This window comes from Paenibacillus liaoningensis, assembly GCF_059609455.1.
Genome location: NZ_JCAALU010000012.1, coordinates 271,333 through 293,989 on the forward strand (window position 1 = coordinate 271,333; position 22,657 = coordinate 293,989).

The window sequence follows — 22,657 nt, forward strand, 5'->3', positions numbered from 1 at the left end:
TCCGCTCCATGAACCAGAACCAGAATCATTCCGGTAAACAGGGGAACCTGCAGAGCTCCAAGGCTGCGGGGTGGAAACAGAGCGTAGCTGTCCGCTTCGTGCTCATGTTATTATTTGTGTTGCTGTTTTATTTCAGTCTCTCTCCGCATCTCGTTCCGGAAACGTATGATATTCAAGAGGGCGTAGCCAGCGAGAAGGATATCGTCGCTCCCCATCAAATACCGGACAGCAAGGCGACGCTGCAGGCGCAGGAGGAAGCGGCGAACCGCGTAGATGCGATCTATTCGAACGTCGCGCTGCGCAGCGAGCTGCTGCTGGGCGAGATTTTTTCGCGCATGGAGCAGTTGAATCAGGATGATCAGGTTACGACGCAAAATAAAATCGATATTTACCGCAATGAAATTCCCGGCAGGTATCCCGATTTTGTCGATAATTACGTCAAGGTAAATAAAGGCAATGGCACTTATAGCGATACGCTGCTCGATGAGATGGCGGTCGTTATTAAAGAGCAGGAATACGCGATTTCTGAGGAAACATTTTATAAAATGCCGCGCATGTCGGTAGAGTCAATTACGGAAATGCGCCAGGTTGCGCAGGAGATTGTACGCAAGCTAATGAGCGAGCAGCTCCGCAGTGCGGATGCTGCGCGTACCCGTGTGGCGGAGCTGGTGAACGCAAGCTCCCTCTCCGACCGGACTAGCCGTGAAATTGTGCAGGAGCTGGCGCGTTTCTCCATTATGCCGAACCGCTTTCTTGATAAGGAAGCGACGGATGAAGCGAAAATCCAGGCGAAGAAAAACACGCCTCAGGTCGTTATCAAGGAAGGCGACGTTCTCGTCAAGCGCGGGCAAGTCATCACGCCAGAAATGTATGAGCTGCTGAAGGATTCGGCACTGCTGCAGGATAAACGCAATTATTGGCCGCAGCTTGGCCTGTTGATTTTGTCCGTTTTGTTCATCACGGCGATGTACAGCTATTTGCATCAGTCAGGCGGCATTTCCGGCCTGAAGCCGAAATATAATAATGCGCAAATTTTAATGCTGTGGCTCATCTATTTGATCAACATCGTGGTGATGATCATTATTTCATTAATCCAGACAGATGAAATCCCGTATGTCGGCTTCCTTGCTCCAGCGGCGCTCGGGACGATGCTGATTACGCTGCTGCTGGATATGCATTTGGCATTAATCAGCTCGATTTTGTTTGCGATTATCGGCAGCATTGTGCTGAATTCGGGCACGGGGCAAAATCAAATTTTTGATTTCCAATACGGCTTTGTTATTATCGTCGTTTCCGTCGCGGCTATTTTCTCGATACATCGAGCAAGCCAGCGATCGACGATTTTAAAGGCAGGCATTATGGTCAGCCTGTTCGGCACGTTTTCCGTTCTTGCGCTCATGCTGCTGACGGAGCGTCTGGATCAAGGGCCGCTTGTGTATTCGCTTTGCTTTGCTTTTGCAAGCGGCCTGCTGACAGCTGTGCTGGTGATTGGCCTTATGCCGTTTTTTGAAGTGACCTTTGGCATTTTGTCGGCGCTCAAGCTTGTCGAGCTGTCTAACCCGAACCATCCGCTGCTGCGCAAGCTGCTTACCGAGACGCCGGGAACGTACCATCACAGCGTCATGGTCGGCAATTTGTCGGAAGCTGCGGCTGAGTCCATCGGGGCGGACGGGCTGCTTTGCCGTGTAGGCTCGTTCTACCATGACATTGGGAAGACGAAGCGGCCGAATTATTTTATTGAAAATCAGACGAATATGGAAAATCCGCATGACTCGATTGATCCAAAGCTTAGCCGGTCGATTATTTGCGCCCATGCGCGGGACGGCGTGGATATGCTTAAGGCGCATAATATACCGAAGCCTATTCGTGATATTGCCGAGCAGCATCATGGCACGACGTCGCTGAAATTCTTTTATTACAAGGCGCTTAAGCAGGCTGAGGAGCAGGGGGAGGAGCCTTCCTTTACGGAGGATGATTTCCGCTATCCTGGCCCGAAGGCCCAGTCGAAGGAAGCCGCTGTGGTCGGCATTGCCGATTGCGTGGAAGCAGCTGTCCGCAGCCTGCGCAGCCCTACGGTTGAGCAGGTAGAAGCGATGATCAACAAAATCATCAAAAGCAGGCTGGATGACAATCAATACAACGAATGCGATTTGACGCTCAAGGAGCTGGATAAGATCGCACAGTCGCTCAAGGAAAGCGTAATCGGGATTTTTCACTCCCGAATTGAGTACCCTGAGGATGTTAAGTCAAAGGAGCGTTTAGCATGAGTTTGCAGCTGGATTATAGCAATGAGCAGGATAAGGTAGACATTCCCGAAGCTTGGATCACCCGGTTGGAGCAATTGCTTCAATTGGCTGGCGAAGCGGAAGGCATGACAACGGGCGAAGTAACGCTGACTTTTACCGATAATGAGCAAATTCATCAGTTGAATCGCGACTACCGCAACATTGATCGTCCTACTGATGTTTTATCATTTGCGATGCAGGATGATGGAACGGATGAGCTGGACATTATTTTTGAAGTGGAAAGCGAAGATGAGGTTGATCCTATTTCGGGCATGCTGGGCGATATTGTTATATCCGTAGAGAAAGCGGTTGAGCAAAGCGAGGAGTACGGCCATTCGCTTGAGCGGGAGATCGGCTTCCTGTTTGTTCATGGTTTTCTGCATTTAATCGGTTATGATCACGAGACGGAAAGCGATGAGGCAGTGATGACGAGCAAGCAGGAAGCAGTGCTTTCGAAGGCAGGCTTGTCGCGTTAATGAAAAAGTTTATACGCAGTTTAGGATTTGCGTGGGCGGGCATCGTATTTGGCGTGCAAAATGAACGCCATATGCGCATTCATGTGCTGGTCGCTGCTGCGGTCGTTCTGTTTGGCGCTTTTCTATCGCTTACACGTATGGAATGGGCACTGCTGCTGCTCACGATGGCGATCGTTATCGTAGCAGAAATGGTCAATACAGCGGTGGAAAAAGTTGTAGATCTTGCAAGTCCGGAGCGCCATGCGCTCGCTAAGACGGCAAAAGATGTTGCTGCTGGTGCTGTATTGCTGGCAGCATGCTTTGCCGTCTTCATTGGTTTTATTATTCTTGGCCCGCCATTATGGCAAGCCATAACGGCGGGACGCCAGTAATTTTAAAGGAGTCAACAATAAATGACAGTTACTTACGAAGGTTTGCAAGAAAATTATGCAGCTTTGCTTAATCAGGCAGGAGAGGCGATGATGCGGGCCTATACGCCTTATTCCAAGTTTAATGTCGGCGCTGCCCTGCTAGACAACGACGGGCATGTCCACTATGGCTGCAATGTCGAAAATGCTGCTTATGGTCCGGGCAACTGCGCGGAGCGCACTGCTATGTTCCGGGCGATTGCCGATGGCAAAAAGCCAGGACAATTTCAAGCGATTGCGGTTATTGGAAATACGGAAGAACCTATTACGCCATGCGGAATTTGCCGCCAGGTGCTCGTTGAGCTGCTTTACCCGGATACGCCAGTTATTATGGGCAATCTGCGGGGCAACTGGTCGATTTCGACCGTCTCTGACTTGCTGCCTGGAGCATTTACACCAATGGTATTGAAAAAGGGGCAAGCTGAAGCCTAATGAGTACACCTACAACTGACAACCGTACAAACGGCAAATTTCGTTCCGGCTTTGTAGCCATCATCGGCCGACCTAATGTGGGCAAGTCCACGCTGATGAATCACCTGATCGGGCAAAAAATTGCCATTATGTCGGACAAGCCCCAAACGACACGCAACAAAATTCATGGCGTATATACGAAAGACAATACACAAATTGTATTTTTGGACACGCCGGGCATTCACAAGCCGCAGTCCAAGCTTGGCGACTACATGATGAAAACCGCGCAAAGCGCGCTTCAAGAAGTCGAAGCTGCCCTGTTTCTTGTTGATGTAGCCGATGGCATTGGCGGCGGCGACCGTTTTATTATCGAGCAGCTTAAAAAGGTCAAGACGCCGATTTTTCTCGTGCTGAACAAAATCGACAAAATCGATCCAGAGCAGCTGCTGCCGATTATTACGCAATATAAAGATTTATATGATTTTGCGGAAATTATTCCAATTTCTGCACTTCAAGGAAATAACGTGGAAACCCTTATGGATCAGCTAATCCGTTATTTGCCTGAAGGACCGCAATATTACCCTGCCGATCAAATTACGGATCATCCCGAGCAGTTCGTTGTAACGGAGCTGGTGCGCGAGAAAATTTTGCATATGACGCGTGAGGAAATTCCGCATTCCATTGCGGTTGCGATTGAGGACATGAAGGTGCAGGAAAATGGCGTTGTCTACATTGGCTGTGTCATCTATGTCGAGCGCGACTCCCAGAAGGGTATTATTATTGGCAAGAAGGGTGCCTTGCTCAAGGAAGTTGGCAAGCTGGCACGCCGTGATATTGAAGCGCTTCTGGGCTCCCGTACGTTCCTTGAGCTTTGGGTCAAGGTCAAGAAGGACTGGCGCAACCAGGAAAGAGTGCTTAAAGACTTAGGCTTTAGAAACGACTAAAGGCCGCTTCTAATTTGACGTAAATTGCTAAGGATAACATTCATGCGATCAACGCAATCTAATACCGTCTGGAGCAGCATTTCCGAGGCGGAAAGGGTTGATACGATTGCGGAATTTTTCGTGGAAGTATTTTACATTGACCGGTGATGTGGAGTCTTATATGCTCTACAAGGAAATGGATCAGCTTGGAGAAGCGGATCATCCTAACTCAATGCTCGGTGATGACCAGGAATGGGCATCCGAGCTAGAAGAAGCTTCTCCTTAGTTCAGTGGGCGCGCAGCCTTCTGACTGTCTTAAGCCGGTCACGGGGGAGTTTCATTATGCTGTATCGTTTGGAAGGCATCGTTATTCGCAGCATGGATTATGGGGAAAATAATAAAATAATCAATGTGCTGACGAATACGAATGGCAAGGTAGGGATATTGATACGCGGCGCGAAGAAGGCTCGGAGCAGGCACGCTTCTCTCGCGCAGCCCTTTACATACGCGGAATTTACTTTTTTTCGCACTAGCGGACTTGGTACGCTGAATCATGGTGAAATTTTAGCGTCCAACCATCTACTCCGCGAACAGCTGGAGCTGACTGCTTACGCTTCCTATGCGGCAGAATTAACGGATAGGGCAATGCAGGAGGAGGATACCAGTTCTTTTCTGTTCGAGCAGCTGAAGGCTTATTTAAGCGGCTTGGTGGAGGGGAAGGACCCGCAGATTGTGTCTCATCTTTATGAGATGAGAGTGCTGGATATGTCAGGGTATGCGCCTGTACTGGATCATTGTGTGGAATGCGGCGGTGAGGAGACTCCCTTCCGAATTAGTGCAGCCGCAGGCGGTGTATTATGCCGCCGATGCGGTCACAAAGACCCCCAAGGCATCGTATTGTCTGAAGCAGCGTATAAGCTGCTGCGATTGTTTGTCCGAATGGATTTGCGCAGGCTTGGTTCTATTCAAGTCAAGCCAGAAACGAAGCAAGAGCTTAAGAAGGTAATGCGTATGCTGATGGATCTGCATATTGGCATTCCGCTGAAGTCGCGCGGTTTTCTGGATCAGCTTGATAAATATAGCTTATAAAAAATGGCGTTCGGTCCCTGGACCGAGCGTTTATTCGTTCTCTCGTCCAATAGGACTCCAGGACGGGATTGTTTATAATAACAAAGCTGAGCAGCGCACGGCAATACACCACAACTAGAGCTTTTCAAGCATTTCACATCATTACAAAGGGGAATTTTTCATGTCTGCGGCTCAAAGTAGACTTGGCTTCGTCGTAGCGGGATTGCTGCTAGCTATCTTCGTTGCATCGATCGATAATACGATTGTATCAACGGCTATGGCAACGATTGTAAGCGATCTAGGCGGTATGGACAAATTTGTATGGGTCACTTCCGCTTATTTGGTAACAGAGATGGCGGGAATGCCGATTTTCGGCAAGCTGTCCGACATGTACGGAAGGAAACGTTTTTTTGTATTAGGCATTTTCTTGTTTTTGCTGGGATCGGTTTTATGCGGAACCGCAGAGTCGATCACACAGCTTAGTATTTACCGGGCTATTCAAGGTATCGGTGGCGGCGCCATGATGCCGATTGCCTTCACGATTGTTTTCGACGTATTTCCCGCTGAAAAGCGCGGTAAAATGGGCGGCTTGTTTGGAGCCGTATTCGGTACGTCAAGCTTGTTCGGCCCGCTCGTTGGTGCATATTTTACCGATTATATTAACTGGCGCTGGATTTTTTATATTAATATTCCATTCGGAATTGTAGCTATGTTGTTTATTTTATTGTTTTACAAGGAATCGATGGAGCATTCCAAGCAGAAAATTGATTGGTGGGGGGCCGCAACACTGGTAGGCTCGATTGTCAGCTTAATGTTCGCTCTTGAGCTTGGCGGCAATGAATACGCTTGGGATTCTGCCCAAATTTTAGGGCTGTTCGCGATCTTCGCCATTTTGTTTATTATTTTCATATTTGTTGAACGCAAGGCGGCTGAACCGATTATTTCCTTCAAAATGTTCCGTGTGCGATTGTATGGCGCAAGTACGGGAGCAGCCTTATTTTATGGCGCAGCCTTTATTACGGCCGCATTGTACATTCCGATTTTTGTGCAAGGGGTGTACGGAGGTACGGCTACTAGCTCTGGACTGATGCTGCTGCCCATGACATTAGGCTCGGTATTCGCAGCGCAAATGGGCGGTTTTCTCGCTAATAAAATGCCTTATCGCAACGTTATGGTGCTGTCCGCCATTATTTTTATTGCAGGCATTATGCTGCTCTCAACGATCAGTCCCGAAACGACCAAATGGACGCTTGCTTTCTTTATGTTCATTACGGGCTTTGGCATCGGCTTCTCGTTCTCAGTGCTCGGGATGTCTACCATCCACAGCTTCGATATGAGGCAGCGAGGGTCTGCTAATGCTACAATGTCGTTTATTCGTTCCTTCGGGATGACGGTCGGCATTACGGTGTTTGGGATTATTCAGCGCAATAGCTTCACGAATGGCATGAGCGATGCTTTTGCAGGCGGCAGTGGCGGCGCGGCGCTCCCTACTGAAAATGTCCGGCAAATTCTGACCCCTGAAAAACGGGAGTCGATTCCGGCAGAAGTGATGGATAAAATTATAAGCGCGCTGTCTCATTCGATTTCCACAACGTTTATGTGGTCCATAGTTCCAGCCGTGCTGGCGCTTGCTTGTGTCCTATGGATGGGCAATGCCTCGATGAAAGAACTAATTGAGCGGGAACGGATGCAGGCAGGAAAATTGGCGAAGGGGAAATAAGATATAACAGGGATAGTGAGCAGGCCTTGGGTCTGCTCCTTTTTTATTGTAAAAATGGAGGCAGCTGTACTTGTAGTGTGGGAGGATGCTAAAGCCTTCTGCAGCTTTGCAACGGATGTAAGCTTTATTTTTCCGGGCACGCAAAAAAAGAAAATACTATCCAAAGTTTACAAATAGATGTATAATCAATTCCATCTTGTAAGCGCTTACTATTCAGTTTCTGGCTTTCAAGATAGAAAGGGGGTTCCCATTGTTAAGCAGCACTGCTTCACCTGCTTCACCAAAACCTAAGAGGAGGTAAGAAAATGCGTTTGAAAAAATGGTCTATGCTTTTACTGAGTACGTTAATGGTTAGTGCTTGTTTAGTATCAGCGCCCGTATCCGAATTCGGTATATCTCGGGCAGAGGCGGCTTCAACAGGCGGATACGGAACGACAGACGGCTCTACGGCAGCTGCGGTCACGGTTACCAACTTGGCAGAGCTGCAAGCGGCTTTTAACAACGGGAAGCACCACATTATTGTTAAAGGCAACATTTATGGCGGCTCGCAATTAACGACGCTGACATTCGCCAGCACCAGCTGGAACAATGTCACGATTGAAGGGGCAGCGGGCGGACAAGCGGTTTTGCAAAATATTCAGCTCAAGTTCAGCGGCGAGCTGCTTGCGACAGGTACGAATATCGAAAATATCGTCATTAAGAACATTACCTTCTACGGCAACATTAAGGATTTGCAAAATCTTTCGGGCGCAGCGACGCAGCCAGGCGGCAGCGGCACCAACTATTTGGGCGTATCCTTCCGCCGGGTAACAAATGCACTCGTTGACCATTGCACCTTCTACAACATCAGCGACGATTTGCTGCTCGTCTCGCAAAAGTCGGATAATGTAACCCTCTCCTACAATCATTTCTACTTCACTGACAGCTGGGTGAATATGAATCCGAACCCGCTATGGAATTGGGTAGGCGTTAATCAGGATCTCGCCTCCGAGCGTCTGGCGCTCATTATTGGCTCGAATGCCAGCGATTCTTACACCTATGGCGGCGGCAAGCTGCATGTCACGATGCATCACAACTGGTTTGGCCCGAACATGAAAGGCCGTCCGCTGATGAGAGGTTTTGTACACCTGTACAACAACTATTTTGATAACAGCACAACGCCGAGCGGCAACAATTCAGCAGGTTTTTCGCAGCAGCAATACAATGCAAACCAAATTGGCAGCGGCAGCGTCATTTATTCCGAACGCAATTATTTTTACAAAACGAATCAAAGCAATCAGGTTGGTCTAGACAGCTCGTCAGACGCTTACACGTTCTATGAGCGCAACAACTATTACAATCAGACGACCGGAACATCGGCCACTGGAGCTGCATTCCCATCATCGCTGCCGTTCCCTTACAGCTATTCGCTTGATGCTGTGCTGGATGTGCCGAATATCGTGCAAGCGGGTGCCGGGCCCCATTAATCAGACGAATCAAATCAAATGCTGAAACCGAGTGCTGGCATGGCTTTAAAAAAATTATAAATCGTTTTCATTGCCAAAACGAAAATAAACTGCTAGAATGATAAAAACGTAATGAAAACGCATACATTTATTCATTAATTACAACGTTGTAAATTTAAATGAAGGGGGATGATGAGTAGTAAAATGGCCTGTTGATCGTTGATTGGAGTCAGCGTCATATTCAATTTTTCAAACGTTGTAAATTTAAATCTGAAGGGAGTGGATTTCATTGAATAGCCGCACTGCGACTCTGATTAGGCTAGTCAAACGGGACAAATATTTACTACTCATGTTTTCCCCTATTTTTATTTATTATTTGGTCATTATGTATTTTCCAATGCCGGGCGTCATTATGGCTTTCAAAAACTTTACGCCGGGAAAGGGCATCTTCAGTGGGGATTGGGTCGGGTTAAAATGGTTCATCCAATTTTATGACTCGATTTACTTTTGGAGGCTGCTCCGCAACACCTTTTTGCTCGCTTTTCTGCCGCTGCTGTTCGGCTTTCCAATTCCGATTTTATTCGCCATTTGCGTAGTGGAAATTAAAAATAGGGCATTCAAGCGCTTCGCCCAAACGATTACGTATTTGCCGCATTTTATTTCAACCGTTGTCATTGCCGGCATGCTGATCAACTTCCTGTCGCCGACGGATGGCATCGTCAACATTTTGCTAGAGAAGATAGGACTTGAACCGATTAATTTCATGATGGAGCCGGGATGGTTCCGCACGATCTTCACCAGCTCAGACATTTGGCAAAGCTTCGGCTTCAGCTCAATTATCTACATTGCAGCTATCATGAGCATTGATCCGGAAATGTATGATTCAGGAAAAATCGATGGGGTCAATAAATTTCAGGAGTTATGGCATTTAACGCTTCCAAGCATTAAGCCTACGATTATTATTTTGCTGCTGCTGTCGCTTGGCGGCATTATGAGCGTAGGTTTCGAGAAAGTTTACCTGCTCTATAACGCAGCAACTTATGAAACAGGAGATGTGCTTTCCACCTATGTGTACCGGATGGGCATCATCGGACAAAACTACAGCTTTGCGACAGCCATTGGCGTATTTAATTCCATCATCACTTTTATTCTCGTGTTTGCGGCGAACCAATTGACGCGTCGGGCAACGAACATGTCGCTATGGTAACAGAGCGCGCCTTAACAAGTCGCTGGAAAAGGAGTCTGGCATGAAAAAATCTAAGACAGATCTGATTTATTATAGCCTGGTGTATTTCATCACTTGTGTGGCTATTCTCGTAACCTTATATCCTTTCCTTTATGTCGTCAGCGTGTCGTTCAGCTCCGTCAGCGCGATTGACAAGCAGCAGGTGTTTTTATATCCAGTCGATTTCACGATTTCGGGGTATAAAATGGTGCTTCAGTACAAGGAGCTGTGGGTTTCCTTTTACAATACGGTATGGTACACCGTTGTCGGAACGACGCTGAACATTGTCGCCACCTGCCTCGCCGCTTTCCCTTTGTCCAGAGCGCATTTTTTCCTTAGACGCAAGCTGAATTTCTTCATTGCGTTTACGATGTATTTTTCCGGCGGATTAATTCCGCTTTACATGCTGCTGACGACACTTGGCCTCTATAACACGAGATGGGTCATGGTGGTACCAGTGCTGGTCATTACGTTTAACGTCATGATTTGCCGCTCGGCGTTTGAAGGCATTCCGAAGGAAATTTTCGAGAGCGCCTCCATCGATGGAGCGAATGATATTACGATGCTGTTCCGGCTCGCCGTGCCGATCGTCAAGCCGACGCTTGCAGTGCTCACCTTGTATTACGCGGTGTTTCACTGGAACAATTTTTTCTCGGCACTGCTTTATTTAGGCAATCAGGAGCTGCAGCCGCTGCAAATTTTTCTGCGAAGGGTGCTCATTATGGCATCTCCGGAAATTATGCAGCGTATGGGCGGGGCCACGTCGACTGGAGCGCTTGCCGTCTCTTCACTGCAGGTCAGATATGTATCCATCGTCGTCAGCATTTTGCCCATTATTATGATTTATCCCTTTATCCAGCGTTATTTCGTTAAAGGCATTACGCTGGGCGCAGTGAAAGGCTAACACCGCTTGTAAACTTGGCTTTTATTATGGGAGGGAACGTTCAATGGCACAACAGTTAAAAGGGGCAAAAAAAGCATTATCGGTTATCATTTTGGCAACGGCAGTAGCAGGATGCAGCAACAGTGGAGCACCGGCAGCTACAGATGGAAATGCTGCACCAGCAGCAAGCGCAGCAGCAGCAAGCGCAGCAGCGGAAACGGGGCCAGCCTACAACGGCTCGGGGCCGATTACCGACCAGCCTAATCAGGAGCTGACCTTCCTCGGAACGAATGCCTGGACGACGAATGTGGATCTGGCATCGGCTGAAATCGTCAAGCAAATTGAGAAAAATGCCAATGTGAAAGTGAATTGGGAGCTGCTGCCTCCGCAAAACTACCCGGATGCGGTAGGGCCTCGCCTCGCGGCGGGCATGGATTTGCCTGATATCGTTTATTTGCCGGATACGGATCAGACGATGAAATATTTAAATAGCGGACTGTTTATACCGCTTGATGAGCTGTATGAGAAATATGGCGTCAATTTGAAAAAACTTTATGAAAAATCGCCCGATATTAAAGCCAGTCTGACGACTCCAGATGGTAAAATGTATTATATTCCCCAGCAGACGCTGACGAAAAATTACATGCCGGAGTTTATGGTGAATGAAAGATGGCTCAAAAAGCTAGGCCTTCAAGAGCCGACCACACTCGACGAATTTACGGAAATGCTGAAAAAATTCAAAACGGACGACCCGAACGGCAACGGCAAGCAGGATGAAATACCAATGTCGATGGACCCTAAATTTATACCGATGGCTTTTGGCCCGGTGTTCGGCATGGATTTGTCGAGCAACTTTTACGCAGATGACAGCGGCAAAGTCCATTATGGTTACTATGAGCCGGTCTACAAGGAGTATTTGGCTTACCTGAATGGCTTGTATAACGACGGTTTGCTGGGCGTAGATTTCGCCAGTACAACAGCGGATCAAGTGACCTCGAGATTTTCGCAAAATATAACAGGCGCGACGTTCAACTTCAGCTGGTATACGTCGATGGTGTACAGCCCGCTGTTCGCGGACTACAACCCGGAGGAGCCGCTTATCCAAGGCATTTTGCCGCTGAAAGGGCCGCATGGCGACCAGTTCTACGTGGGCCGCACGCCGGTAAGCCGAATTTTCGGTATTTCCAAAAATGCTAAAAACCCTGAGCTGGCCTTCAAGTTTCTAGACTATGCTATTGGGGAAGAAGCGCAAACCTACTACACTTGGGGCATTGAAGGTGTAACGTACGAAGAGAAGGACGGCAAGAAGCAGTTCACCGAGAAGGGCAAGGACAATGACTTCATTCAAAAATATGGTATTGGCCCAGTCAACCTGCCTAGCGCGCAATCGACGGATTCTGCGGATGCAATCGTAGCGCCATGGCATGAGAAGCGGGATAAGGAGCTTGAGCAATATATCCGTCCTCCATTCCCTAATGTATATGCGCTGCCAGAGGAAGCAAGCGTCGAAAACATGTCGATGCCGGACATCCAAACGTATGTAGATGAGATGAATTTGAAATTCATTACAGGAAAAGAAAGTCTTGATCAATTCGATGCTTATATTGCAAACTTAAAAAATATGAATATTGAACAAATCATTGCGGGCAGGCAGGCTCAGTATGACCGATACTTGGCTGCCTCGAAATCCTAGTTCTAAAGCATATAGCATATAGAATAGGGCATGAGGAACCGCAATCGGTTGACGGGAAAGGCGTGGGCTCAGAAATGGTTACAATTAAGGACATCGCCAAGCTTGCAGGAGTAAGCTACAGCACAGTTTCCAAGGCATTGAACAATGATCCGCTAATTAAACCGGCTACAAGACAGAAAGTGCTGGAAATCGCGGAAAAATATCAATACCGAAAAAATATTATGGCGCAGCAGCTTTCTTCGGGCAAAAGCAATATTATTGGCTTTGTTCTGGATGAACTCAGCAACCCGCTCTTTTCCAACATATCGAAAAATTTGCATAGCGAGCTGAAAAGCCGCGGTTATCAAATGATTTTGGTCATAGCGGGCGATGGGGTAGACATTTTCAGCCAGCTTCGAGTGGATGGCTGCATTTTCTGGGAGTATATGCTGGATGATCGGGAGGCGTTCTGGAAGCTCGTCTCCTCGATGCCGATGCCATGCTTCGTACTCGGTGCGGATGAGAACCCCAATTCGCCTTATATTAAAATCGACCGCAAAGAAGGCATCTTCAAAGCGGTCGAGCATTTAAAAGCGCATGGCCATGAGCGCATTGGCTTTATCGGCAATTCCCAGAACATTAAAATTGAAGGCTATATGGAGGCGCTGCAGCGGACGGGATTGGAATTTTGCGAAGGCAGCGTGCTTCCGGCTTATTCCTCTTGGGAAGACGGGTATTTTGCCGTACGCAACTACACATTTACGAGCAGCTCGCCAACCGCCTTCATCGGCCTCAACAACTTGGTTACACGAGGGGCGCTGCGTGCTTTCATTGAAGCGGGCTTCCAAGTGCCGCAGGATATCTCGTTAATCGGTTACGATGATTTGCCGGATATGCAGTATGCCGAGGTCGCATTGACGACGATCGGCCCGCCGCTCGGCGAGCTGGCTGTTCAGGCGGCTGAGCTGATCGTTGCGCTGATACGGGGTGAAGATGCTAAATATCCGGTTGTCATCCAGCCGAAGCTGTATTTGCGGAATTCGGTAGCGATTTGCAAGGAGCGAATTTAGATTGAAGGAGGACTTTGCGATGCAACAGACAAAGAAGCTTGCCTGGGCGCTGCGGACAGCGGAAGCGATTTTTCAGGAGACGGACGAGAGCAGGCATCATGCTTTTCCGTTGGAGGTGTAGCGGCTAGAATGAAAGCAGAAGAAAACAAGGTTGTCTCTATTGTAGTAGCCGCTGACGGAAGCGGCGATTTTACATCCATTCAAGCAGCTGTTGATACTGTTCCAGCAACGAATGAGGAGCGGGTCATCATTTATATTCGCAATGGGTTTTATTATGAGAAGCTTCATATCGAAAAGCCAATGATCAGCTTAATAGGAGAAAGTGCCAAGGAGACGATCATCAGCTTTGACGACCATGCCACAAAAGCATTTCCGGACGGCGAGCTCTATCATACGTTTTATTCGTATACCGTGTTCGTTGGAGCGGATGATTTTATAGGAGAAAATATGACGTTTATCAATACGGCAGGTCCTGGGGAAAAGGTGGGCCAAGCGCTGGCGCTTTACGCTGATGGCGATCGCGCCAGCTTCCGCAATTGCCGTTTAATTGGCCATCAGGATACGCTATTTACGGGGCCGCTGCCGGAAGTTCCTATTGACCGCAGTTTTTTTGGCGGTCCAAGGGAAGGCGCTCCAAGAAAGCAGTCCCGGCAATTTTACGAGAACTGTTATATAGAAGGCGATGTTGATTTTATTTTCGGCTCGGCTACGGTACTGTTCAACTACTGCGATATTTTTGCCAAAAATCGCGGCGCTGCTGAGCCGGATGCCATTAACGGATGGATTGCTGCTGCATCTACCCCAGAGCATGCGCCTCACGGATATGTATTCAATGAATGCCGCTTGATAGGCGATGCTCCAGCAGGAAGCGTATATTTAGGCAGGCCATGGCGCAATCATGCCAAAACGATTTTTATCCGCTGCTGGATGGGCGAGCATATTGCTCCTGCCGGATGGGATGATTGGAACAAGCCTGAAGCCCACCCTACCGTTCATTATGGGGAATATGCAAGTACAGGGCCGGGCGGCTCCAGCGACAAGCGAATTAGCTGGTCGCAGCAGCTTACAGCCGATCAGGCAGCTGATTATTCTCTAACTCAGATTTTGGCTGGCGCTGATGGCTGGTCTCCGCTTCAAAGGGAACGGGCGATGGAATAGACGGCTTTCTGCCGTCAGGTTTGACAATTGCACGCAATTTGTTTATGATAAACAGATATAAATATCGGACAATGATGGAGAAAGTAGTTGTGATGGTTACAGCTTTAGCGATTCGGGGATAGTGGGAGCCCGAAGCGGACCAGCAGCGAAAGGGCACTCCGGAGTCGCGTTTAAGAAAGCGGGTTTTCTTGCGCAGCAAGTAGAGAAGAACTAGTGTACGATTAACTGGTTATTGTTGCTGCATCCAAGAAAGCCAAGTAGGGTGGAACCGCGGGAGATCAGCTCTCGTCCCTATGTCTGGCGGCAGACGTAGAGGCGAGAGTTTTTGCGTTCCCTTGAGACTGCCGCCGCTGGTGAAATTGCAAAAGCAAAAAAAGGAGCGGAAAAGGTATGAACTTTCAAAGCATGATATTAACGCTGCAGCAGTTCTGGGCCGAGCAAAATTGTATTTTGGTGCAGCCTTACGATGTAGAGAAAGGCGCAGGCACGATGAATCCTATGACGTTTTTACGCTCCATTGGGCCTGAGCCTTGGAATGTAGCTTATGTGGAGCCTTCTCGACGTCCGAACGATGGCCGTTATGGTGAAAATCCGAACAGGCTGTATCAGCATCACCAGTTTCAAGTTATTTTGAAGCCGTCGCCAGACAATATTCAAGAGCTTTATTTGGAGAGCCTTACTCGCCTTGGCATCGATCCGAAAGATCATGACATTCGCTTCGTTGAGGATAACTGGGAAGCGCCGACGCTTGGCGCATGGGGACTTGGCTGGGAAGTATGGCTCGATGGCATGGAAATTACGCAGTTTACTTATTTCCAGCAGGTGGGTGGCCTTGATGCAAGTCCGGTAGCCGTGGAAATTACATACGGCATGGAGCGTCTTGCTTCCTATATTCAGGACAAAGAAAATGTGTTTGATCTCGAATGGGTTGACGGCGTAACGTACGGCGATGTGTTCAAGCAGCCGGAATATGAGCATTCCAAATATACGTTTGAGACTTCGGATACAGCGATGCTGTTCTCATTATTTAATATGTACGAAGAGGAAGCTAAGAAGACGATGGAGCATAATCTCGTGTTCCCGGCCTATGACTATGTTCTGAAATGCTCGCATGCGTTCAATCAGCTGGATGCGCGCGGCGCCATCAGCGTGACGGAACGGACAGGCTACATTATGCGCGTGAGAAATTTGGCACGTCAAGTGGCTGCGACTTATTTGGAAGAGCGCGAGCGCCTTGGATTCCCGATGCTGAAAGAAAGGAGCGAGGCGTAATGGCTAAAGATTTATTGCTGGAAATCGGTTTGGAGGAAGTTCCTGCAAGATTTGTAAGAGGGGCTATGAATCAGCTTAAGGAGAAGCTGGTAAAATGGCTTGCGGAATCGCGTATCGCTCATCAAGATGTACAAGCATATGCTACGCCGCGCAGACTTGCTGTTCTGGTGCAAGGTGTTGAAGAGAAGCAGGCGGATGTTAATGAGCAGGTAAAAGGCCCTTCCCGCAAAATTGCCCAGGATGACCAGGGCAACTGGAGCAAAGCGGCGCTTGGCTTTGCACGCAGTCAAGGCGCGGAGCCGGAGCAGCTTTATTTTCAGGAGCTGGCAGGGGTAGAATATGTATATGCGAACAAAAGCAGCATCGGTATCGATACGGCTGCTGTATTGTCCGAAGGCTTGACGAATTTAATTACCTCCATGTCGTTTCCGAAAAATATGCGTTGGGGAAGCTACGATTTGAAGTTCATTCGGCCGATAAAATGGTTATTGGCTCTTTATGGCCAAGATGTTGTACCCTTTGAAATTACAGGCGTGCGCAGCGGCAACAGCAGCAGAGGACATCGTTTCCTCGGCGCAGAGACGACTGTGACAGAGCCTGCGGTGTACAAAGAACGTTTGCGCGAGCAGCATGTCATCGTCGATGTAGAAGAGCGGGAACAAATTATCGTCGCTCAAATTGAGCAGCTGGCGAAGGAGCAAAACTGGGAGATTGCCATCAATCAGGATTTGCTGGAGGAAGTGCTCTTCCTTGTGGAAATTCCGAATGTGCTTTACGGTACATTTGATCCCGAATTCCTCAACATTCCGCAGGATGTGCTCATTACGTCGATGCGTGAGCATCAGCGGTATTTCCCGGTGCTGGATGGCAAAGGACAGCTGCTCCCTTATTTTGTAACGGTGCGCAACGGCGACCGGAACAAAATTGACGTTGTAGCAAAAGGCAATGAAAAGGTGCTTCGCGCCCGTCTTTCTGATGCGAAGTTCTTTTATGAAGAGGATCAGAAGCTGGCCATTGGCGACGCGCTTGCCAAGCTTGAAAACATCGTATATCACGAGGAGCTAGGAACGGTTGCTAATAAAGTAGGCCGTATCAGAGCTTTGGCTGATTTGCTTGCAGCAAAATTGCAGGTGGATGCGGGTACCGCAGCGCATATTAGCCGGACGGCGGATATTTGCAAGTTCGACCTCGTTACCCAAATGGTCGGCGAGTTTCCAGAGCTGCAGGGCATTATGGGTGAGGATTATGCTCGGAAAGCAGGCGAGAACGAGACAGTTGCAGCTGCCATTAATGAGCATTACCAGCCGCGCTTTGCTGGAGATCGTGCACCGGCCTCGATAACTGGCGCCGTTGTAAGCCTTGCGGATAAATTGGATACGATTGTTGGCTGCTTCTCCATCGGCATTATTCCTACAGGATCCCAGGATCCTTACGCTCTTCGCCGTCAAGCGGCTGGCGTCGTGCAAATTATTTTGGCACAGCGTTTGAATTTGCAGCTTAGCGACTTGTTTGATGCGGCGCTTGAGGTTCATGAGGCTAGAGGCATGAAGCGCAGTGCAGATGAAGTACGCAAGGATTTAACGGAATTTTTGGCGCTTCGTGTGAAAAACGTGCTGTCCGAGCAAGCGATTCGTTATGACGTTGTAGATGCTGTAATGGGTGCAGGCTTTAACAATCTGCTCTTGACAGTGGAGCGCGCAGCTCTGTTGAATGCGCAAGCCTCAGGCGAGGACCGCGCAGCATTCAAGCTGATTGTGGATGCTTTCAATCGCGTCAGCAATTTGGCCGCCAAAGCAACGACTAAAGTTGTAGACGAAGCTTTGTTTGCAGAACCAGCGGAATCCGCGCTGTATAAGGAGTGGCAGGCGGTTCATGCATCGTTCCAGCAAGCAGTTGCCGGAGGGGAAATTGCCGACGCTGCAGCTAAGCTAGCTGCGCTGAAAGCGCCGATTAATACGTATTTCGATGCGGTTATGGTTATGGCGGAAGATGAGAAGGTACGCGCTAACCGTTTGGCGACCCTCTCTTTAATTGCAGAAGATATAGCGGTTGTGGCGGATTATTCGAAGCTCGTCTGGTCATAAGCGGGCGCAGAGAATAACCGGAGCAATCAATGAATCGTTCATCTTCGAAATAACTTCTAACTAAGAAGGGGAGGATGATAAAACATGACAAAACCGATGACAGATGTCATTATTTATGTCGTATCGGATGCAGCTGGCGATACGGGCGAACTCGTGGTAAGAGCCGCCGTCGCCCAGTTTCATCCGATTCAGACGGATATTCGCAGAGCGCCCTTCATTACGGATGTAGCGGGGCTTGAACGGGTAGTCCGTCAGGCTCAGGAAGCTGGCGCAATTGTGTTGTTTACGCTCGTCATCCCGCATTTGCGCGAGGCGATGGGCAGGCTGGCAGAACAGTATGACACGGTGTCAATAGATCTGCTCGGCCCGCTTATCCAAAGTCTTGAAGTGAAGACGGGACAACAATCACGGCAAGAGCCGGGACTGAACCATGTGCTGGATGAAAACTACTTCCGCAAAGTGGATGCTGTTGAATTTGCTGTGCGTTACGATGATGCGAAAGATCCTTCGGGTGTGCTGAAGGCCGATATTGTGCTCATTGGCGTATCCCGGACATCTAAGACGCCGCTATCGATGTATTTGGCCCATCAGAAATACAAGGTGGCGAACATCCCGCTCGTGCCGGAGCTCAAGCCGCCCGCAGAGCTGTTTAATGTTCCGAAGGCGAAAATTGTGGGGTTGACGATTGGCGTGCCCTATTTGAACATTATTCGCAAAGAACGGCTCAAGGCGCTTGGGCTGCCGAACAGTGCATCATACGCGGCGACGGATCGCATCGAGAAGGAGCTGCTTTATGCGGAATCCATCATGAAGCAGCTGGGCTGTGTCATTATTGATGTATCCCATCGTGCGGTCGAAGAAACAGCAAGCTTGATTATGGAGCATATTCGCTTCACCTAAGCGATATTCTAGAGAAGAAACGAGCGGTGATTCGTTATTCCTATAACAAAGCCTACTATTATCGTTGATGGCGATGCTTGTCCTGTCAAAGCGGAAATTAAGCAAATTGCCCGAAGCTTCTCGCTGCCTGTGCTGATGGTCTCCTCCTATGATCACCACCTTGAAGCCGAAGATGGCGTTTCAGTTATACAGGTGGAGGCTGGGAAAGATTCCGTAGACATGTATATCGTCAATCATTTGCTGAAAGGCGATGTCGTTGTTACACAGGATTTCGGTCTCGCTTGTATTGCGCTTGGCAAGGGGGCGCTTGTCCTTTCGCCGCGCGGCGAGCAATATACGGATGACAACATCGATTATTTGATGGAGCGCCGTCATGAACAAGCTAAACGCAGGCGCAGCGGCGGTAAATCTAAGGGCCCGAAAGCTATGACAACGGAAGATCGAGATCGATTTCAACAAAAGATGACAAAAGTTTTGCAAAGCGAGCAGGAGAAACATGACATTTAGCGAATATTATTTACGTGTTACTTAGGATGAAGGTGATGAACGATGACATACGGTAATAAAATACCGGAGGAGGTCATAGATGCGGTACGCCGTCATTATGACATCGTAGAGACAGTCGGGAAGTATGTTCATCTCACGAAGCACGGCAAATATATGAAAGGGTTATGCCCTTTCCACTCTGAGAAGACCCCATCGTTTACGGTCACGCCAGAGCTGCAAATTTTCCATTGTTACGGTTGCGGTAAGACCGGACATGTCATACGATTCGTGGAAGAGATCGAAGGCTACTCTTTTCCAGAGGCGGTCAGAGTGCTCGCTGAGGAAGCAGGAATGCCTGTAACCTGGACGGGCGCCGAGGGCGGTCAGCGCGAAGAAGTTGACTTAGACCGCTTAGCCATTATTGAAGCTCATCAGTTGACAGCGAAATTGTATAACTATCTATTGAATAATACACAGCATGGCAAAATCGCTAAAGACTATTTGCTTGATAGAGGTCTCAGGGAAAAGCAGATCGACCATTTTATGATAGGGTATGCGCCGGACCAATGGGACACGCTTAACCGATTTTTAACCGCAAGAAATTTTGACCCAGTTTTAATGGAAAAGGGCGGTTTGTTATCGGCTAAAAATGACGGCAGCGGTCATGTCGACCGTTTCAGGAGCCGCATCATGTTCCCGATATGGGATCGTGATGGCAAGGTGATCGCTTTCGGCGGAAGGGTAATCGGTGACGGTCAGCCTAAATATTTGAATTCCCCGGAGACGATGCTGTTCACGAAGAGCCGAGTTTTTTACAATCTGCACCATGCAAGACCAGCTATTCGCAAGAGCAAACAGGTTGTTCTGTTTGAAGGGTATATGGATGTTATAAAATCCTGGAGTGCAGGCGTAAATAATGGTGTTGCCACGATGGGTACAGCATTGACTGAGGAGCATTGTGCCATACTCGGAAGGCAGGCGGAGGAGATTATCCTGTGCTATGACGGCGATGATGCCGGACAAGCAGCTGCTTTGAAATCCATTCCGATGCTCGAGAAGGCCAAGCTTAGAGTCAGAGTATCTATTTTGCCGAAGGGCAAGGATCCCGATGAGTATATTGAGGAATACGGCCCGGATACGTTCCTTAGGGAAGCAATCGACGGAGCGGCAACCACTACAAAATTTAAGCTTATATATTCAAGGAAAAACCATATACTGCTAACAGAAGAGGGCCGGAAAAACTATTTGCTCGAAGCGGCTGGCATTGTTGCAGATCTTGATTCCGCTATTGAACGCGAGGTTTACTTACAGGAGTTGTCCCGCGAGTTTAATTTCCCACTTGACGTTTTGAAGCAGGACTGCCAAGCTAAAGTGCTGGAGCTGCAAAAAAAGAAGCCGCAAGGGGATAATAACGATAATTCGTGGAATAATGGTAGGAATGAAAATCGCCGTAGTTCGGGCCCTCCATCCTTGCTGCCCGCATACATCAAGGCGGAACGGCGTCTGCTCCATGTCATGATGCGTGACCGGGAAGCGGCGCTCGCGGTGCACGACAGGCTTGGCGAAGCGTTCAATGTGGAGGATCATGCAGCGCTTGCTGCTTATTTGTACGCATTTTATGCGCAGGATCATGATCCAGATGTCGGACGCTTTATTGGTTCGCTTCAGGATGAACGCCTGGAGAGAGCAGCGGCAGCCATTTCAATGATGGAAGATGTTCCTTTTGACGAGGACATATTAGCCGCTGATATCGAGGATATTAGCAAGGTGCCCGCATTTAGGGAACTTGAGCTTAAGAAGGAAGAAGCGGTACAGGCAGAACGTGCCGGGGATTATATGTTAGCCGCGCAAATGCACACTGAGATTAATGCCCTAGAGAGACAGCTTAAAGGACGATAGAGGCCTGGGTTTCTAGGGAGGAGGGAGTCGGAATATGGCGAATGATCAGCATACTGGATTGGAAGCTGAACAAAAGCTGGATCAGGTCAAGGACCAGCTGATTGAACAGGGTAAGAAGAGATCCTCCCTAACTTATAAAGAGATTATGGAGAAATTGTCGCCTTTCGACCAGGATCCGGAGCAGATAGACGAGTTTTTCGAGCAACTGGATGATCAAGGGATTGAGGTTCTCAACGAAAATGATGAGGAGCGTCATAATCCGCTTGATAATCGTGGAGAAGAGCAGGAAAGAGAACAGGACGACTTTAATTTTGATGATGATTTGGCGCTTCCGCCAGGCATTAAAATTAATGACCCTGTCCGTATGTACTTGAAAGAAATCGGACGTGTGCCGCTGCTTTCTGCTGACGACGAAATTGAACTCGCACGCAGAATCGAGAATGGCGACGAGGAAGCTAAGCGCAGACTGGCTGAAGCGAATCTACGTCTCGTGGTCAGTATTGCCAAGCGTTATGTAGGACGCGGCATGCTGTTCCTTGACTTGATTCAAGAGGGCAATATGGGTCTGATTAAAGCGGTTGAGAAGTTTGACCACTTGAAGGGCTTTAAATTCAGTACGTATGCGACATGGTGGATTCGCCAAGCGATTACACGGGCGATTGCCGATCAGGCGCGGACGATTCGGATTCCAGTCCATATGGTGGAAACGATCAACAAGCTGATCCGTGTATCTCGTCAATTGCTGCAAGAGCTGGGCCGCGAGCCATCACCGGAAGAAATTGCTGCCGAGATGGAGCTGAGCACGGAAAAAGTTCGGGAAATTATGAAGATCGCACAGGAGCCTGTATCGCTTGAGACGCCGATTGGTGAAGAGGACGATTCGCATCTTGGTGATTTCATTGAAGATCAGGAGGCGCTTGCTCCTGCGGATGCAGCTGCTTATGAGCTGCTGAAGGAACAGCTTGAGGATGTGCTCGATACGCTTACCGAGCGTGAAGAGAACGTATTGCGTCTGCGTTTCGGTCTTGATGACGGACGTACAAGAACGCTGGAAGAAGTAGGCAAGGTGTTTGGCGTAACGCGTGAGCGGATACGGCAAATTGAGGCGAAGGCTCTGCGCAAATTGCGTCATCCGAGCCGCAGCAAACGCTTGAAGGATTTTCTCGAATAAATCGTGTCTTAGAACGGTAAGCAGGTTTGACAACACGATTCAGGCTATAATGTTTTACCCGATCGGACCTTTCTGCATGAACGAGCAGCAAGGTCTTTTTTT

At 48.6% G+C, this 22,657-nt stretch carries 20 protein-coding genes; all 20 read left to right on the forward strand.

Going from position 1 to position 22,657, the window contains the following annotated elements:
* Positions 1-8: 8 nt before the first annotated feature.
* On the forward strand, positions 9-2,267 hold the full coding sequence (locus AC6B99_RS20025; RefSeq protein ID WP_056029324.1) for an HD family phosphohydrolase: 2,259 nt from the start codon (positions 9-11) through the stop codon (positions 2,265-2,267).
* Positions 2,264-2,761, forward strand: a complete 498-nt coding sequence (gene ybeY / locus AC6B99_RS20030; protein ID WP_056029321.1) for an rRNA maturation RNase YbeY — start codon at positions 2,264-2,266, stop codon at positions 2,759-2,761. The genes AC6B99_RS20025 and ybeY overlap by 4 nt, the downstream gene beginning before the upstream one ends.
* A complete protein-coding gene (locus AC6B99_RS20035) occupies positions 2,761-3,132 on the forward strand; it encodes a diacylglycerol kinase family protein (RefSeq protein WP_496664061.1) in 372 nt (123 codons plus the stop codon). Before ybeY ends, AC6B99_RS20035 begins: the two co-directional genes overlap by 1 nt.
* Positions 3,133-3,153: 21 nt before the next feature.
* Entirely contained in the window at positions 3,154-3,600 is a 447-nt protein-coding gene (cdd, locus tag AC6B99_RS20040) for a cytidine deaminase (RefSeq protein ID WP_056029315.1), read from the forward strand.
* Positions 3,600-4,523, forward strand: a complete 924-nt coding sequence (gene era, locus AC6B99_RS20045; protein WP_056029311.1) for a GTPase Era — start codon at positions 3,600-3,602, stop codon at positions 4,521-4,523. The genes cdd and era overlap by 1 nt, the downstream gene beginning before the upstream one ends.
* A 106-nt stretch (positions 4,524-4,629) precedes the next feature.
* On the forward strand, positions 4,630-4,788 hold the full coding sequence (locus AC6B99_RS20050; protein ID WP_081418577.1) for a YqzL family protein: 159 nt from the start codon (positions 4,630-4,632) through the stop codon (positions 4,786-4,788).
* A 56-nt stretch (positions 4,789-4,844) separates the two neighbouring features.
* On the forward strand, positions 4,845-5,591 hold the full coding sequence (recO, locus tag AC6B99_RS20055; protein WP_056029308.1) for a DNA repair protein RecO: 747 nt from the start codon (positions 4,845-4,847) through the stop codon (positions 5,589-5,591).
* Between the two features lie 160 nt (positions 5,592-5,751).
* Positions 5,752-7,290 (forward strand): MDR family MFS transporter, encoded by a 1,539-nt coding sequence (locus tag AC6B99_RS20060; protein ID WP_496664062.1) that lies wholly within the window; start codon positions 5,752-5,754, stop codon positions 7,288-7,290.
* Positions 7,291-7,595: 305 nt separating this feature from the next.
* Positions 7,596-8,756 (forward strand): pectate lyase family protein, encoded by a 1,161-nt coding sequence (locus AC6B99_RS20065; RefSeq protein WP_496664063.1) that lies wholly within the window; start codon positions 7,596-7,598, stop codon positions 8,754-8,756.
* 328 nt (positions 8,757-9,084) lie between these two features.
* On the forward strand, positions 9,085-9,942 hold the full coding sequence (locus AC6B99_RS20070) for an ABC transporter permease (protein ID WP_442952511.1): 858 nt from the start codon (positions 9,085-9,087) through the stop codon (positions 9,940-9,942).
* A gap of 40 nt (positions 9,943-9,982) precedes the next feature.
* Positions 9,983-10,864, forward strand: coding sequence for a carbohydrate ABC transporter permease (locus AC6B99_RS20075; RefSeq protein ID WP_056029300.1), 882 nt, complete (start codon positions 9,983-9,985; stop codon positions 10,862-10,864).
* A gap of 43 nt (positions 10,865-10,907) precedes the next feature.
* A complete protein-coding gene (locus AC6B99_RS20080) occupies positions 10,908-12,536 on the forward strand; it encodes an extracellular solute-binding protein (RefSeq protein ID WP_494858398.1) in 1,629 nt (542 codons plus the stop codon).
* A 74-nt stretch (positions 12,537-12,610) separates the two neighbouring features.
* The gene (locus tag AC6B99_RS20085; protein WP_494878076.1) at positions 12,611-13,585 is read left to right on the forward strand and encodes a substrate-binding domain-containing protein; all 975 of its coding nucleotides are present in this window, start codon (positions 12,611-12,613) and stop codon (positions 13,583-13,585) included.
* A gap of 129 nt (positions 13,586-13,714) precedes the next feature.
* The gene (locus AC6B99_RS20090) at positions 13,715-14,743 is read left to right on the forward strand and encodes a pectinesterase family protein (protein WP_155972740.1); all 1,029 of its coding nucleotides are present in this window, start codon (positions 13,715-13,717) and stop codon (positions 14,741-14,743) included.
* A 390-nt stretch (positions 14,744-15,133) separates the two neighbouring features.
* On the forward strand, positions 15,134-16,015 hold the full coding sequence (gene glyQ / locus AC6B99_RS20095) for a glycine--tRNA ligase subunit alpha (protein WP_046229903.1): 882 nt from the start codon (positions 15,134-15,136) through the stop codon (positions 16,013-16,015).
* Positions 16,015-18,099 (forward strand): glycine--tRNA ligase subunit beta, encoded by a 2,085-nt coding sequence (gene glyS / locus AC6B99_RS20100; protein ID WP_056029295.1) that lies wholly within the window; start codon positions 16,015-16,017, stop codon positions 18,097-18,099. Before glyQ ends, glyS begins: the two co-directional genes overlap by 1 nt.
* 84 nt (positions 18,100-18,183) lie before the next feature.
* Positions 18,184-18,999, forward strand: a complete 816-nt coding sequence (locus AC6B99_RS20105; RefSeq protein WP_056029292.1) for a pyruvate, water dikinase regulatory protein — start codon at positions 18,184-18,186, stop codon at positions 18,997-18,999.
* A gap of 42 nt (positions 19,000-19,041) precedes the next feature.
* On the forward strand, positions 19,042-19,506 hold the full coding sequence (locus AC6B99_RS20110) for a YaiI/YqxD family protein (protein ID WP_442952510.1): 465 nt from the start codon (positions 19,042-19,044) through the stop codon (positions 19,504-19,506).
* 42 nt (positions 19,507-19,548) lie between these two features.
* Positions 19,549-21,384 carry a DNA primase gene (dnaG, locus tag AC6B99_RS20115; protein ID WP_056029286.1) on the forward strand — a complete coding sequence of 612 codons (1,836 nt, stop codon included), beginning with the start codon at positions 19,549-19,551 and terminating at the stop codon, positions 21,382-21,384.
* 34 nt (positions 21,385-21,418) lie between these two features.
* Positions 21,419-22,555, forward strand: a complete 1,137-nt coding sequence (gene rpoD, locus AC6B99_RS20120) for an RNA polymerase sigma factor RpoD (protein ID WP_046229898.1) — start codon at positions 21,419-21,421, stop codon at positions 22,553-22,555.
* Positions 22,556-22,657 lie beyond the last annotated feature (102 nt).